Here is a 13,419-nt window from a genome sequence, read left to right as displayed (position 1 = left end):
TTTTTGCCCGGATGTATGGAAAGGCCCGTGGGGTGGAATATGGCAGTCTCCTGATAAAGGATACGATTTTCAGGTTTTTGTATTTCCCTTGACTTGAAGGGCGTTGCATTTTAATTTGCTGAATTATGTTTTTGTCTTTTTTTGAATTTCTGCCGCAAAAAAATAAAATGCACAATGGGAAAAACAGATTTTTTCAGTATGAAGCCAGATGGCTTACACAAAAATCGTGAAATCCTCCTTAATTATTCCCTTCCATTCGTTTCCGGTCTTTTCGGTTATTCTTCTGGAGTCTCGTTTGAGAGGGCATAAGAGTCAGATTTTTTTGTGCATGGGGGTGGAGAGGACGGAAAAAGAAAAAGCTGGAGGGGGTGGCAGTCGTATGGATTGTGAGGATGGGTCCCGGACAGGGATTTTTGAACCTTTTGGAAGGAAAATACGCATATGAATTGGGACTGGGATAAGCTCAGGGAACAACAGAAAAAAAATGGTCGCCGGGAAGGTGGCGGGGGAACCCCTCCCCAGGTGGATGAAATGGTGGATCAGTTGAGAAATATCCATGTGCCAGGAAGTTTGTGGCTCATTGCCCTTGTGGCGCTAGCCGTCATGATGGGATCTACCATGTTCTATACGGTAGGTGTCTCTGAGGTGGGGGTTGTGCAGCGATTCGGTAAATTTTCCAGAATCACGGATCCTGGTTTGAATTTCAAGCTTCCCGCAGGTATTGAGACCGTTACCAAGGTAAAGGTGCGGCTGGTATACAAGGAAGAATTCGGTTTTCGTGAAAATATGGATGCAAAAACCCGTTTTGCGGGCAGTGATATGGAAAATGCAGCTCTTATGCTGACTGGGGATCTCAATGTCGCTCTGGTGCCCTGGATTGTGCAGTATCAGATTCGGGATCCTTACAGCTTTATGTTCAAGGTTCAGGATCCAAGGCAGCTGCTGAGGGATCTTTCCGAGGCCAGTATGCGCCTTGTCGTGGGGGACAGGAGTATTAACGAGGTCATCAGTTCCCGCGAAGAAATTGCCATTGCAGCCCAGGAGATTCTCCAGAAGGAGCTGGATAAGGCGGAGGCGGGGATCTATGTTGTCACCATTGAAATGAAGCGAACCAACGTGCCTGAGCCTGTTCAGCCATCTTTTAATGAGGTCAACCAGGCCGTGCAGGAACGGGAGCAGATGATATATAAAGCCAAGGAAGAGTACAACAAGGCTGTCCCTGCTGCGAGGGGTGAGGCCCAGCGCGTTATTCTTGAGGCTGAGGGGTATGCCATGAACCGTGTCAACCGTGCGGAAGGGGATGCAGCACGGTTCCGGAGCATCTATACCGAGTACAAAGGGGCAAAGGATGTGACGGAGAGGCGTATGTATCTTGAGATGATGCGGGATCTTCTGCCTACACTGAAGGAAAAGTATATTATCGATGCGGATCAGGGTAATGTGTTGCCCTTCCTGAACCTTGGAAAAGAAGTCGGGGTGAAGTGATGAAAATAAAAGGTCTTTTAGGTGCCATTTTTGTGGTACTGGCGATCGTGATCTATTCTGCGGCCTTTGTTGTGGATGAGACTGAGCAGGTTGTGATTACCCAGTTCGGTAAAATTGTGGGCAAGCCCATTGTGGAGCCTGGCCTGAAGTTTAAGATTCCTCTGATTCAGACGGCAACGTTTTTTCCGAAAAATCTTCAGGCATGGGATGGGGATCCGGGGCAGATTCCGACTCTGGATAAAACCTATATTTATGTGGATGCCTTTGCCCGTTGGCGTATTGTGGATCCTGTCCGGTTTTTCCAGTCCATTGGCAGTTTTCATCTGGCTAAAGGACGACTTGATGAAATCATTGATCCTTCTATCCGCAACCTCGTGACTTCCAATTCTCTTGTGGAGTCTGTCCGCTGGACCAACCGGGAGATGGATCCCTGGGTGGAGATGGATGCCTTTGGAGAAGAGGAAACCGTAGAGGAAGAGAGGGACAGGATGGCCGTTTCCCGGGAAACCAGTCAGATCAGGGAGATCCGTTTGGGCCGGGAGCGTATGACCCAGAAAATCATGGAACAGGCTCAGCCCAGGCTGGATGTTTTTGGTATTGAGCTTGTGGATGTCAAGGTAAAACGGATCAATTATGTGGAACAGGTTCGGGAGTCGGTCTATAAAAGAATGATTGCCGAGCGTCGTCAGATTGCGGAAAAATACCGTTCTGAAGGTGTGGGAGAAGCCCGTAAAATACGGGGGGACAAAGAGCGGGAATTGCAGCGTATTGACTCCGAGGCCTATCGTACGGCCCAGAAAATCCGTGGTGATGCGGACGCGAAGGTGGTTGGGCTTTTGGGAAAAACTTATGGTGTGGATCCTGATTTTTATACCTATCAGCAGACTCTTGAAAATTATAAGGATGCACTTCAGGGGAGTCAGGTGGTTTTTTCAACGGATTCAGATTTTATGCGGTTTCTTAAACACCAAGGGGTAGGTAAAAAATAGCTATAAAAAAAGCACCCGGAAACGGGTGCTTTTTCTTTGCCGGAAAAAGGCAGGACTTATTTTTTTTTACGCTGATGGCGTGTGCGGGCCAGAAGTTTCCGGTGCTTGTGGCGCCGCATTTTTTTTCTGCGTTTTTTGATGACACTACCCAAGGTAACACCTCCAGTTTGAAAGGAAAAATACAGGGTGGTTGAACGAAATACACTTTTTACATCGGATCAGAGCATTAATCCACAGAAAATACATTCCTATGCTTTTCAGGGGTTGAGCTTTGACCTTTCATAAAAGGAAGAAACCGTATTTTATCGGTTGTATACCTTATCGATCTGCTGCTGATATCGATAAGCTGGTTTCATAGCACGTCGGCGCTCCCATTGTCCACATGATTTTCCGGGAAGAGCCGGTGTGGAAAGGAGGCGGATCTTGAATCAGGTTGGTTTCAGGGATGTCTTTTCGCAGGAACTGCTGGATATTCTGGACAGTGCTTTGCATGTGGCTGAGGAGTCTGTGGCGGATTTTTATAAAATGAGTACATCACAATGGGCGCGTCTTCGCTATGATGTGCAGACGGCAGCGACACTTCTTGCTCATGAACATGTGGCAGGGGTGTACGCCCAGGTACTGCGCTATGTCGGGATGCCATGGCGGAGCAGTACATCCGCATCGGCCTTTACCGTTTACCGTATCTGTCTTCAGGATGGCTTGATTCTGCATCGTCTGCGGGAAGATTCCCGTATGGCTCCCCTGCCTTTTCTTGTTTTTATTCTGGTGCATGAACTGGTACATGTGGTGCGTTTTTCCAGCCATCTTCAGCTTTTTGATGCCTCTCTTGATGCCAGGATGCAGGAGGAATCAAGGGTGGAAGAACTTACCCATACCATTGTACGAGGTATTTCTCTGCGAGGAATGGGGGGGGTCTGCTCTGCTTTTGCGGGTGCAGAACGGTTGATGCTGGATCCTGTTGTTTCCTGGGCGTGTAGGGACAGGAGATGGATTGGGAAAGGGGCGGGTTGAAAAAGGTTTTTTTCAGGTCTTTTCGGGATTCTTGACAAGGGAAAAGAACTGACTATCTTTAGCACGTTTTGTAAATGGATGTGCAGTTCAGAAAACTTCTTTCAGTATTTTTCAAGATCAGGAGAGGGTGGCATGCCGATTTATGAGTATGAATGCGCCAGGTGTGGAAAGATGATGGATGTATTACAGAAAATTTCGGATCCTCCCCTGGCGCATTGTCAGTTCTGCGGTGGATCCGTACGTAAGGTCATGTCTCAGACGACGTTTCACCTGAAGGGTGGAGGCTGGTATGTGACGGATTATGGTGGTAGTAAAGCACCGTCTTCTTCTTTCTCACCCCCTCCGGGTGGTGAAAATTCAGGTGATTCTCAGTCCTCGGATTGATTATAGGGTATCTGAAAGCGGCCTGAGGGCCGATTCCCGGTACATAGAAGAAAATCTGGTTGGGTCAGGTGCCCAGGATGCACTTGGTTTTTCCGGGGTTTTTTTGTGTGAAAAATGAGGCCGAAGGACTTTACAAGTGCATCGTTGTGATTATCGTATCGACCGATTCCGGAGTCATCCAATGAATCATAATTTTTGCCCATTTTTTTAAAAAGGAGAGTTGCTGCAATGAACATCAGACCTTTGTTTGACCGGATTGTTGTCAAGCGTACTGAAGAGGCTACAACGACCAAGGGTGGTATCATCATTCCGGATACGGCCAAGGAAAAACCTGCTGAGGGAACCGTTATTGCCGTTGGTGACGGCCGTATAAATGAAAAGGGTGAGCGCATTCCCATGGATATCAAGGTAGGCGATCGGATTCTTTTCAGTAAGTATGGCGGCAATGAGGTGAAAATGGGCGGCGAAGAATTCCTGATCATGTCACAGGATGATGTCTATGCCGTTGTGAACGAAGCCTGATTTCTGGGATGATGCCAGTTTTGAGGGGTGTAAAGTTAATTCAGATCTGAACGGAGAAAGATATCATGGCTAAAGAGATTATTTATAGTGAAGATGCACGTGCAAAGATGCTCAAGGGTGTAAAGGCTCTTGCGGATGCTGTGGTTGTTACCCTTGGACCCAAGGGGCGTAACGTTGTTATTGAAAAATCCTGGGGATCGCCTACGGTCACCAAGGATGGGGTTACCGTGGCCAAGGAAATTGAGCTTGCGGATAAGTTCGAAAATATGGGTGCCCAGATGGTTAAGGAAGTTTCTTCCAAAACATCTGATATGGCCGGTGATGGTACAACCACGGCAACGGTTCTGGCGCGTGCCATTTACGAAGAGGGGCAGAAGCTGGTTGTCGCCGGTAACAATCCCATGTCCATCAAGCGCGGGATTGACAAGGCTGTGGAAGTGGCTGTGAAGGAGCTCATCAAGCTGAGCAAGCCCACCAAGGATCGTCGTGAGATTGCTCAGGTGGGTACTATTTCTGCAAACAGTGATGAAACCATTGGCAATATCATTGCTGATGCCATGGAAAAAGTGGGCAAAGAGGGTGTGATTACCGTGGAAGAGGCCAAATCCATGGAAACAACCCTGGATGTGGTGGAAGGGATGCAGTTTGATCGTGGTTACCTTTCCCCTTATTTTGTCACGGATACGGAAAAAATGGTTTGTGAGTTGCAGGATGCCTATATTCTCCTCAGTGAGAAGAAGGTCAGCAACATGAAAGAACTGCTTCCCATTCTGGAGCAGGTTGCCAAGATGGGTAAGCCCCTTGTTATTATTGCAGAAGATGTGGACGGCGAAGCCCTGGCCACCCTTGTGGTCAACAAGCTTCGGGGTACCCTGAGCGTTGCTGCTGTCAAAGCTCCCGGTTTTGGAGACAGAAGAAAGGCCATGCTGGAAGATATTGCTGTGCTTACCGGTGGGCAGGTGGTTTCTGAAGATATGGGGATCAAGCTGGAAAGCATGCAGCTTACGGATCTTGGCAAGGCCAAGAGTATCTCCATTGACAAGGAGAATACCACCATCGTGGATGGTGCCGGTTCCCGCACAGCCCTTGAAGCCCGTGTGAAACAGATCCGTGCTCAGGTGGAAGAAACTTCTTCCGATTATGACCGTGAAAAACTTCAGGAACGCCTGGCCAAGCTTATCGGTGGTGTTGCTGTGATTAGCGTGGGCGCCGCTACGGAAACGGAAATGAAGGAAAAGAAAGCCCGTGTTGAAGATGCACTGAATGCGACCCGTGCCGCAGTTGAGGAAGGTATTGTTCCTGGTGGTGGCGTGGCTCTGGTTCGCTGCATGGCGGCATTGGAAAAAGGCAAGTTCAAGGCTGAAGAAAAACTGGGTGTCCGTGTGATCATGCGGGCCATGGAAGAGCCTCTGCGTCAGATTGCCAACAATGCCGGTGTTGAAGGCTCCGTTGTCATTGACAAGGTAAAGCAGGGTGAAGGGCCTTTTGGATATAACGCTGCGACGGATGTTTACGAAGATCTCATCGAGGCGGGTGTCATTGACCCCACCAAGGTGGTGCGTTTTGCCCTGCAGAATGCCGCCAGTGTGGCTTCCCTGATGCTTACCACAGAGGCCATGATTGCAGACAAGCCTGATGAAAAAGCAGCGGGTGCAGCCATGGGTGCTGGTGGCATGGGCGGTATGGGTGGTATGGGCGGTATGATGTAAGGGCTTGATCTGTTTTCTTGTCCGATAGTGTGTGAGTGAAAAAGGCCCCGGTGTACGTTTGCGTACTCCGGGGTTTTGCCTTTCCTTGACACAGGGGGGTGGGTCTTATAGGTAATGAAACCGAATATTTTGGAGGGGGGATCCGGGCTGTCCGGATCATGACATTTAATGCCGTTTCCGGGGTGAGCGCATGTCCCACGATTCTTTGGATTTTCTTGTGATTCTCGGTTCAGCAGGCCCGGTGGTGAAGCTTGTTCTGTTCATCCTGATTCTTTTTTCTCTCATATCCTGGGCCATTATTCTGATTAAATTTTTTTCTTTACGTCGGGATTATCGGGAGTCTCTGCGGTTTCAGGAATTTTTTTGGAAGAGCGCCAATCTTTCCGATGTGCATTCCAGGATGAAACACATGGGGGAGAGTCCGGCTGCCCGGCTTTTTCGGGCAGGTTATAAAGAACTCAAGGCTATGGAGACCATGGGGGAGGGAGAAACTCTGGGAACCAGGATGGTCGGACTTGATACCCTGAAGCGAACCTTGCAGCGTACCATTGCCGCGGAGGTGACACGCATGGGGCAGAGGGTTTCTTTTTTGGCAACCTGCGGGAATACGGCACCTTTTATCGGGCTTTTGGGGACGGTATGGGGTATCATGGACGCTTTTCATGGTATTGGAGTGAAGGGATCTGCCAGTTTAGCCGTGGTTGCGCCGGGTATTTCCGAAGCCCTCATAGCGACAGCCATTGGGCTTGCTGTTGCTATTCCCGCCGTTGTTGCCTATAATGCATTTTTGCATAGAATCCGTACTTTGAGTTCGGAGCTTGAAAATTTTTCTTCGGATTTTCTGAATATCGTTGAGCATGATTTGCATCGTATGCAGGGGGGCTCCTGATGGCAGGGGGGTATCGCAGCAATGAAATGATGAGTGATATCAACGTGACCCCTTTTGTGGATGTCATGCTTGTTCTTCTGATTATTTTCATGGTAACTGCCCCCATGCTGCAACAGGGGGAAGAAGTTTCACTCCCGCAAGTGGATTCTGCTCCCATGGAAGAAAAGGCTGCTCCCCTGATTATTGTGATGGATCGTGATGGGGGAATCTGGATTCAGGATGTCCGTATCGCGCCGGGTTTTCTGGAAAGCCGTATGGTTGACTGGATAAGGGGCACCACTGATCCCCAGGTGCTTTTGAAGGCCGATACCCAGGTCAGTTATGGCAAGGTTGTGGAAGTCATGAATGCAGTGCGCAGGGCGGGAGTTGTTCAGCTTGGTATGCTGACCCAGCCTCTGGAGGATAAAGGACGGTGATGGCGGTGAAGAGAGACGGCCTGGAGGATCGTTTTGGGCTGTTTGTTTTTTTTTCCCTTGTAGTTCATATTATTTTGTTCTGCTTACTGTTTTTCGTCTCATCATGGATAAAACCTCCTTTGCCTGTTTTCCTGTCTCCCATGCTGGTGGATCTTGTGGCACCTCCCTCGGAAGTTCCATCTTCTTCCTCTGTATCCCCTGAGCCTGAAATCAGGGCAGCTGTGCCGAGACGTCCCCGTCCCCAGGACGTGCCTTCTGTCCCCCGTATTGCTGAGAAACCCTTGGAGGTCGAAAGAAAAACGGTTACGGAAAAGGTTCTGCTCCCCACCCTTCGAGAGACCAAAGTTTCTCCTGCGGAAGAATCCCCTTCTTCTTCTCCGCCTGTATCGATAAAACGCCCCTTGTCTTCCCAGCGGACAAGATCTTCTGTCGAGGAACTCAATCGGGGTGTCGTGGATTCTGCTTTGGCTGAAATGGCGCGTCAGGTGGAAGCGGGACGTCCTGCAGCGGAATCCGACAGGGGGAAGGAGCCGGAGGCAGATCGTACTCCGACATCTTCAGGCAGTATGGGGGAGGGGCCGAGTGGGCATTACCAGGGGATGATATCTCAGAGAGCCTTGGATCTCTATCGTTCTCAGGCGGCTTACAGGGTGCAGCAGAATTGGGTCTATGCGGGTCAGGGTAAGGCCCGGGAGGGGGCTGTGGTGGTTTTTCATATTATGAGGGACGGACGGGTTCGGGATCTTGTTGTGCAGCAGTCTTCGGGGAACAGGCTGGTGGATGAGTCTGCCCGACGGGCCATACTGAAGTCAGAACCCTTTCCGGTTGTTCCGGATGCGATTAGGGAGGAGCGGATAGGGATGGGGCTTCGTTTTACGGATAAAGGGGTGGATTTGTGATGGCAGGCGGAGATGTGTTTTCTTTCGGTATATGGAAAAGCCTGTGGCTTTTTCTGTTCTGTCTGGCCACATCGGGCCTGGGACTTGCTTCTGAAACCGTACCTATTATTGAGATACAGGCACCTTCTTTCAGAAAGGTGCCCATTGCTATTCCGTCTTTTATTCCGCTTAAAGAAGATGCCGCTCTTCAGGATCTTAGTCTCAGTGGAGGGGAGTATCTCGCTGAGTCTGTTCGTTTTTCAGGGTATTTTAATGTTTTTTCAGCCCACGATGTACCGGACTTTCCCAGGCTTGGGGGAGTGGTTGCTTCACAGATTGATTTTTCCCTGTGGAAGCAGCAGGAAGTGGAGCTCTTGGTCACTGTGGGGCTTGTTGTGGATACGGATGGGCAGTTGGAGATGGAGTGTCGTCTGTTTGATGCCATTCAGGGTACGCTGGTGGTGGGAAAACGTTACCGTGGGCCTGCTCTCGATTATCGCAGGATGCTGCGTCTTTTTGCTGCAGAAATTCTTTTTCAGGTTACGGGGCGCCAGGGCCTGTACGAAAGTCGGCTGGCCTTTGTTTCCGACAGTACAGGGCATAAGGAAATTTATATCTGTGATTATGATGGTACGGGGGTGCGCCAGGAAACACGGGATCAGAGTATTGCCCTGTCACCCGCCTGGTCATCCGATGGTAACTGGCTGGCCTACACATCTTATGCAAAGGGCAATCCGGATCTCTACATCCGTCATTTGGAAGGAGGGCGGGGGGTCGTGGTTTCCAAGTCGGGCCTGAATATCACACCTGCCTGGATTCCGGGGGCTTTTCAGCTGGCAGCGACTCTTTCTTTTGAGGGGAATCAGAATATTTATCTGTTGACCGGTCATGGTAAAGTGATTAAAAAACTTAGCCACAGCTGGGATATTGATGTTTCTCCCTCCTTTTCCAGCGATGCCCGGCAAATGGCGTTTGTCTCAAGGCGTTCCGGATCTCCCCAGATTTATATCCTGGATATGGCTTCTGGGGAAACCCGCAGGGTCACCTTTGAGGGGAATTACAACACTTCCCCGGCCTTTTCTCCGGATGGAAAATTCCTTGCTTTTGTGGGGATGCGGAAGGAAGAAGGAATCAATATTTATCGTATGGATCTTGAAAACAATACGATTGTACAGCTGACACGGAATGCCGGGGACAATGAAGACCCATCCTGGTCTCCGGATGGCAGCCTGATTGCTTTTACATCTTCCCGTGAAGGTGCTTTCAAGCTTCATGTCATGACGGCCTACGGTACGGATCAGCGTCGCCTGCTGTCCATGCCCGGTCATCAGACAACACCAAGATGGTCGTTAAAACCTGTACATTTTTAATGAAATGAAGGAGGACGTATGGCTGCAAAAATGAGAGGGCGTTATGGGTGGGTGCTGCTAATGTTCTGCGTCATGGTGCTCGCATCCTGTGCAGGCAAGACAGGGGGAGACGATCTGACGGATACCCTTGCAGAACAACAGCGCCAGGAAGAGGCTGCACGTCTTCAGACGGAAGCAGAGGCCAAAAAAGCAGAACAGGCCCGCATTGATGCCGAGCGTCTTGCCAGAGAAAAAGCGGAAGCTGAGCGTCGGGAAATGGAGCAGAAGGCCCAGGCCAAAGCGGATTTTTTCGGGTTGCATGTTCATTTTGAGTTTGACAGCTTTGTGCTGACTTCCGAAGCGATGCGGATGTTGGACACCAAGGTTGCGTGGCTTCGTGCAAATCCCACTGTGAAGGTCACTGTGGAAGGTCACTGTGATGAAAGAGGAACGCAAGAATACAACCTGGCTCTGGGGGATCGACGGGCCAGAGCTGCCAAAAAGTATCTTGTGGACAGCGGTATTGCGGGAGATCGGGTAGCTACTATCAGCTATGGGGAGGAAAGACCCCTGGATGGTGCAAAAACCGAAGCCGCATGGGCACAGAACCGCAGGGCTCAGTTTGTAATTCGTTAACCTTATGAATAAAAGATCCGGGATAGGCAGGGGATGCGTATTCCGGATCTTTTTCAAGGATCCGTATTCATGATAAAGATGACAGGGCACGGAGCCTGTATTGTTATTGGGGTCAGCCTGTTTCTTTTCGGTTGCGCCACACGCCAGGATATCGCGGAAATCGATACCCGTATGCTGTCATTGGAACAGGGGGCTGAAGCTTTTTCTGTCATGCAGGAAGACAGCGTTCAGCAAATGGCGCTTATGGCGGACAGGCTTGCATCCCAGGAACAGGATTTGCGATCCTCTTATGCCCGTATGCGTTCAGAAATGGATGGCCTGCGGCTTGCCATTCAGCAGTTGCAGGGAAGCATGGAGGAAAGTGATTTTCGTGCCCGTGCAGGAATGGGAGATCCCCATGGACTGAAGGATGAGCTGGCTTTTTTAAAGGATGAGATTCTTAAATTATCCGGTCGTCTTCAGCATCTTGCTGACTATGTCGGTCTTGAAACTGCGGAAGTTGTTCCTGCTGAAAAGCCTCTACCCGAAAAAACGGTGGATCAGACACCTGTCCAGCCCCTTGATCTGGATGCTCTTTATGAAGAAGCCAAACAGGCTTTTGACAGTGGTGCCCTTGAAAGGGCCCGGGATGGTTTTCAGGAAATCCTGAAACGTTTTCCAAAATCTGAAAGAGCGGATAATGCCCAGTTCTGGATCGGGGAAATTTATTACCGTGAAAACTGGTATGAAAAAGCCATACTGGAATATCAGAAAGTTATTGATGGATATCCCAAGGGGAACAAGGTCGCATCCGCACTTCTGAAACAGGGGCTGGCTTTTGAGAAATTGGGGCAGAAAGCCAATGCCCGATTGATTCTTGAAGAACTGGTGAGGAAATTCCCTGGTTCCAGCGAAACCCTTATTGCCCAGAGAAAGCTTCGACAGTTATAAAATGCAATGTATTCTGGGTCTTGACCCGGGTCTGGCAAGAACAGGGGTGGGGATTGTCCGGGGTGAGGGACTGCGTGTGGCCAGCTATGCCTTTGGCTGTATTGAAACATCAAAGGAAGCTTCCCTTGCGGAACGTCTGGGAAAAATTTATCTCCAGCTCTCTTCCCTTCTGAAGGAAGAACAGCCGGATCTCATGGTTGTGGAGGATATTTTTTCCCTGCAACAATATCCCCGTTCCGGTATCCTTCTGGGAAAAGTGACGGGGGCGCTTCTGGTTGCCGGATGTCAGGCCCGGGTTGCCGTGCGGGAGGTGGCGGTACGGGAAGCCAAGAAGGTGTTGACGGGCAGTGGTACGGCTTCCAAGCAGCAGCTGGAGCGTGCGGTACGTCATGCCCTCTCCCATCCGGAACCCATTCGGCCGGATCATGCCTCGGATGCCCTTGCCCTTGCCCTTATAGGTCTTTACCGTTTTCATGGCACGGAGAAAAATCGTTTGCATATGCCAGGAGTGCTATGATTGCGTATCTTGAAGGCTTTTTGTTCAAAATTGAAGAAGACCGGATTCTGCTTCTTGTGCAGCATGTGGGATATGAGGTGCTTTTGCCGACTCTGGTGCTGGATGCTCTGGCAGGGCAGGTATTGGGAACTCCCCTGGCCCTGCACATCTATTATTATCAGACAGACCGTCAGCCTCGCCCGGTTCTTATCGGTTTCCATACGGAAGAGGAAAAGGATTTTTTTCAGCTTTTTCTTACCGTGGAAGACATTGGTCCCATGAAAGCGGCCAAAGCATTGACGTTGCCTGTGACTGAGATTGCCCGTTTGATTGAATCCGGTGACGTGGCTGGGCTTTGCGGTTTGAAGGGAATCGGAAAAAGGACGGCTCAGAAAATTGTTGCGACCCTTGCGGGTAAGGTAGCACGTTTTATGGAAATTCCTGTAATGTCTGATCCGGAAGGCCACTTGTCTTCACCCCGGCATGGGGAGGTGATTCGAATGGTGATGGATGTGCTGACCCTTCAGATGGGGCATCGTTCCGCAGAGGCGGAAAAACTGATTCATGCAGCCCTGTTGCGCAGCCCCGATATTCATACTCCCGAGGCCCTCCTTGAAGAAATTTATCGGGGCTGGAAACCCGGAGGCATCCATGAGGGATGAGTCGGTTTCCCCCCTTCTTTTTTCATCAGAATCCCGGGAGCTTGTAACCCCGGATCTGAGAACGGAAGACCAGGAAGAAGCTTTTTTTTCCCTTCGCCCCGCCTCTCTGCGTGATTACGTGGGACAGTCTGAAACCGTTGAAACCCTTCAGATTGCGATCTCTGCTGCACGAAAGAGGGGGGAACCCCTGGAACATGTGCTTCTCCATGGGCCTCCTGGCCTTGGAAAAACCACCCTTGCCCATATCATTGCCCATGAGATGGGGGGGAAACTTACCCTGACTTCTGGGCCAGCCCTTGAAAAAGCGGGAGATCTTGTAGGGATTCTGACCCATCTTTCCGAAGGGGACATTCTTTTTATCGATGAAATTCACAGACTCCCCAGAACGGTGGAAGAATTTTTATATTCGGCAATGGAAGATTTTGCCATTGATTTTGTCTTTGACAAAGGGGTGCATGCCCGCAGCCACAGATACCGGTTGAACCGTTTTGTCCTTGTGGGTGCGACCACCCGTGTAGGTCTGTTGTCGGCTCCTTTGAGGGATCGTTTTGGCCTGTTTCGGAGTCTTGATTTTTATGGTGAAGCAGATCTTGTACGTATTGCCGTGCGCTCTGCGGGTCTGCTTGGTATTGAGATGCATCCAGAAGCCGCCCGTGTTCTGGCTTTGCGAAGCCGGGGAACCCCTCGTATTGTGAATCGGCTTTTGAAACGGGTACGGGATTATGCGGAGGTGAGGGGAGATGGCTGTATTTATGAGAAAACCGTTCAGGAAGCCCTTCTTCTGGAGGGAATTGATGGTATGGGGCTGACGCCTCTGGATCGTCGTTATTTGCAGACGATTGCCCGGTTTTATGGTGGAGGGCCTGTTGGTATTGAAGCCATTGCCGCAACCCTGCAGGAAGAAAGTGATACCCTGGTGGATCTTGTAGAGCCGTATCTTTTGAAAACCGGCCTTGTGATCCGTACATCCTCAGGTCGTCGTCTGGGTTCCCTTGCCTACAGCCATCTGGGGCTTTCCGGATGTGGGAGCTAAGATCTTGTGGGTTGCCAGTAAAGAATT

The 13,419-nt window shown here is 50.2% G+C and carries 16 protein-coding genes; 15 read left to right on the top strand and 1 reads right to left on the bottom strand.

Annotation, left to right across the window (positions count from 1 at the left end):
• Positions 1-441: 441 nt before the first annotated feature.
• Positions 442-1,485, top strand: a complete 1,044-nt coding sequence (gene hflK, locus BR04_RS10755; protein WP_496356013.1) for an FtsH protease activity modulator HflK — start codon at positions 442-444, stop codon at positions 1,483-1,485.
• The gene (gene hflC, locus BR04_RS10750) at positions 1,485-2,474 is read left to right on the top strand and encodes a protease modulator HflC (RefSeq protein ID WP_496356012.1); all 990 of its coding nucleotides are present in this window, start codon (positions 1,485-1,487) and stop codon (positions 2,472-2,474) included. The genes hflK and hflC overlap by 1 nt, the downstream gene beginning before the upstream one ends.
• Positions 2,475-2,530: 56 nt before the next feature.
• On the opposite strand, the gene BR04_RS10745 is transcribed toward hflC, so the two are convergent.
• Positions 2,531-2,626 carry a 30S ribosomal protein bS22 gene (locus tag BR04_RS10745; protein WP_496356011.1) on the bottom strand — a complete coding sequence of 32 codons (96 nt, stop codon included), beginning with the start codon at positions 2,624-2,626 and terminating at the stop codon, positions 2,531-2,533.
• A 271-nt stretch (positions 2,627-2,897) separates the two neighbouring features.
• Here BR04_RS10745 and BR04_RS10740 point away from each other — a divergent pair, with 271 nt between their 5' ends.
• The 13 genes from BR04_RS10740 to ruvB all read left to right on the top strand — a co-directional run bounded on the left by BR04_RS10740 (position 2,898) and on the right by ruvB (position 13,392).
• Complete coding sequence (locus BR04_RS10740; RefSeq protein WP_496356010.1) at positions 2,898-3,488, top strand: hypothetical protein; 591 nt, start codon at positions 2,898-2,900, stop codon at positions 3,486-3,488.
• 132 nt (positions 3,489-3,620) lie between these two features.
• A complete protein-coding gene (locus BR04_RS10735) occupies positions 3,621-3,872 on the top strand; it encodes an FmdB family zinc ribbon protein (RefSeq protein ID WP_496356009.1) in 252 nt (83 codons plus the stop codon).
• Between the two features lie 228 nt (positions 3,873-4,100).
• Positions 4,101-4,394 (top strand): co-chaperone GroES, encoded by a 294-nt coding sequence (groES, locus tag BR04_RS10730; RefSeq protein ID WP_496356008.1) that lies wholly within the window; start codon positions 4,101-4,103, stop codon positions 4,392-4,394.
• A gap of 65 nt (positions 4,395-4,459) precedes the next feature.
• Positions 4,460-6,103, top strand: coding sequence for a chaperonin GroEL (gene groL / locus BR04_RS10725; RefSeq protein WP_496356007.1), 1,644 nt, complete (start codon positions 4,460-4,462; stop codon positions 6,101-6,103).
• A 190-nt stretch (positions 6,104-6,293) separates the two neighbouring features.
• Positions 6,294-6,992: a protein TolQ gene (gene tolQ / locus BR04_RS10720; RefSeq protein ID WP_496356006.1), complete on the top strand. Its 699-nt coding sequence runs from the start codon at positions 6,294-6,296 to the stop codon at positions 6,990-6,992.
• Positions 6,992-7,408: an ExbD/TolR family protein gene (locus BR04_RS10715; RefSeq protein ID WP_496356005.1), complete on the top strand. Its 417-nt coding sequence runs from the start codon at positions 6,992-6,994 to the stop codon at positions 7,406-7,408. Before tolQ ends, BR04_RS10715 begins: the two co-directional genes overlap by 1 nt.
• Positions 7,409-7,689: 281 nt before the next feature.
• Positions 7,690-8,307: an energy transducer TonB gene (locus tag BR04_RS10710; protein ID WP_496356004.1), complete on the top strand. Its 618-nt coding sequence runs from the start codon at positions 7,690-7,692 to the stop codon at positions 8,305-8,307.
• Entirely contained in the window at positions 8,307-9,656 is a 1,350-nt protein-coding gene (gene tolB, locus BR04_RS10705; RefSeq protein WP_496356003.1) for a Tol-Pal system beta propeller repeat protein TolB, read from the top strand. The genes BR04_RS10710 and tolB overlap by 1 nt, the downstream gene beginning before the upstream one ends.
• Positions 9,657-9,674: 18 nt before the next feature.
• Complete coding sequence (gene pal / locus BR04_RS10700) at positions 9,675-10,271, top strand: peptidoglycan-associated lipoprotein Pal (protein WP_496356002.1); 597 nt, start codon at positions 9,675-9,677, stop codon at positions 10,269-10,271.
• Positions 10,272-10,340: 69 nt separating this feature from the next.
• A complete protein-coding gene (gene ybgF / locus BR04_RS10695) occupies positions 10,341-11,201 on the top strand; it encodes a tol-pal system protein YbgF (protein ID WP_496356001.1) in 861 nt (286 codons plus the stop codon).
• A gap of 1 nt (position 11,202) precedes the next feature.
• The gene (locus BR04_RS10690) at positions 11,203-11,718 is read left to right on the top strand and encodes a crossover junction endodeoxyribonuclease RuvC (protein ID WP_496356000.1); all 516 of its coding nucleotides are present in this window, start codon (positions 11,203-11,205) and stop codon (positions 11,716-11,718) included.
• Positions 11,715-12,359 (top strand): Holliday junction branch migration protein RuvA, encoded by a 645-nt coding sequence (gene ruvA / locus BR04_RS10685; protein ID WP_496355999.1) that lies wholly within the window; start codon positions 11,715-11,717, stop codon positions 12,357-12,359. Before BR04_RS10690 ends, ruvA begins: the two co-directional genes overlap by 4 nt.
• Complete coding sequence (ruvB, locus tag BR04_RS10680) at positions 12,349-13,392, top strand: Holliday junction branch migration DNA helicase RuvB (RefSeq protein ID WP_496355998.1); 1,044 nt, start codon at positions 12,349-12,351, stop codon at positions 13,390-13,392. The genes ruvA and ruvB overlap by 11 nt, the downstream gene beginning before the upstream one ends.
• Positions 13,393-13,419: the final 27 nt, after the last annotated feature.

The sequence above is a fragment of the Desulfobotulus sapovorans DSM 2055 genome (assembly GCF_059569355.1).
This window is presented reverse-complemented; position numbering and strand designations above follow the sequence as displayed.

Coding starts and splice junctions, on each gene's coding strand:
- hflK (WP_496356013.1), top strand. CDS start 442: ATGAATTGGGACTGGGATAAGCTCAGGGAACAACAGAAAAAAAATGGT.
- hflC (WP_496356012.1), top strand. CDS start 1,485: ATGAAAATAAAAGGTCTTTTAGGTGCCATTTTTGTGGTACTGGCGATC.
- BR04_RS10735 (WP_496356009.1), top strand. CDS start 3,621: ATGCCGATTTATGAGTATGAATGCGCCAGGTGTGGAAAGATGATGGAT.
- groES (WP_496356008.1), top strand. CDS start 4,101: ATGAACATCAGACCTTTGTTTGACCGGATTGTTGTCAAGCGTACTGAA.
- groL (WP_496356007.1), top strand. CDS start 4,460: ATGGCTAAAGAGATTATTTATAGTGAAGATGCACGTGCAAAGATGCTC.
- tolQ (WP_496356006.1), top strand. CDS start 6,294: ATGTCCCACGATTCTTTGGATTTTCTTGTGATTCTCGGTTCAGCAGGC.
- BR04_RS10715 (WP_496356005.1), top strand. CDS start 6,992: ATGGCAGGGGGGTATCGCAGCAATGAAATGATGAGTGATATCAACGTG.
- tolB (WP_496356003.1), top strand. CDS start 8,307: ATGGCAGGCGGAGATGTGTTTTCTTTCGGTATATGGAAAAGCCTGTGG.
- pal (WP_496356002.1), top strand. CDS start 9,675: ATGGCTGCAAAAATGAGAGGGCGTTATGGGTGGGTGCTGCTAATGTTC.
- ybgF (WP_496356001.1), top strand. CDS start 10,341: ATGATAAAGATGACAGGGCACGGAGCCTGTATTGTTATTGGGGTCAGC.
- BR04_RS10690 (WP_496356000.1), top strand. CDS start 11,203: ATGCAATGTATTCTGGGTCTTGACCCGGGTCTGGCAAGAACAGGGGTG.
- ruvA (WP_496355999.1), top strand. CDS start 11,715: ATGATTGCGTATCTTGAAGGCTTTTTGTTCAAAATTGAAGAAGACCGG.
- ruvB (WP_496355998.1), top strand. CDS start 12,349: ATGAGGGATGAGTCGGTTTCCCCCCTTCTTTTTTCATCAGAATCCCGG.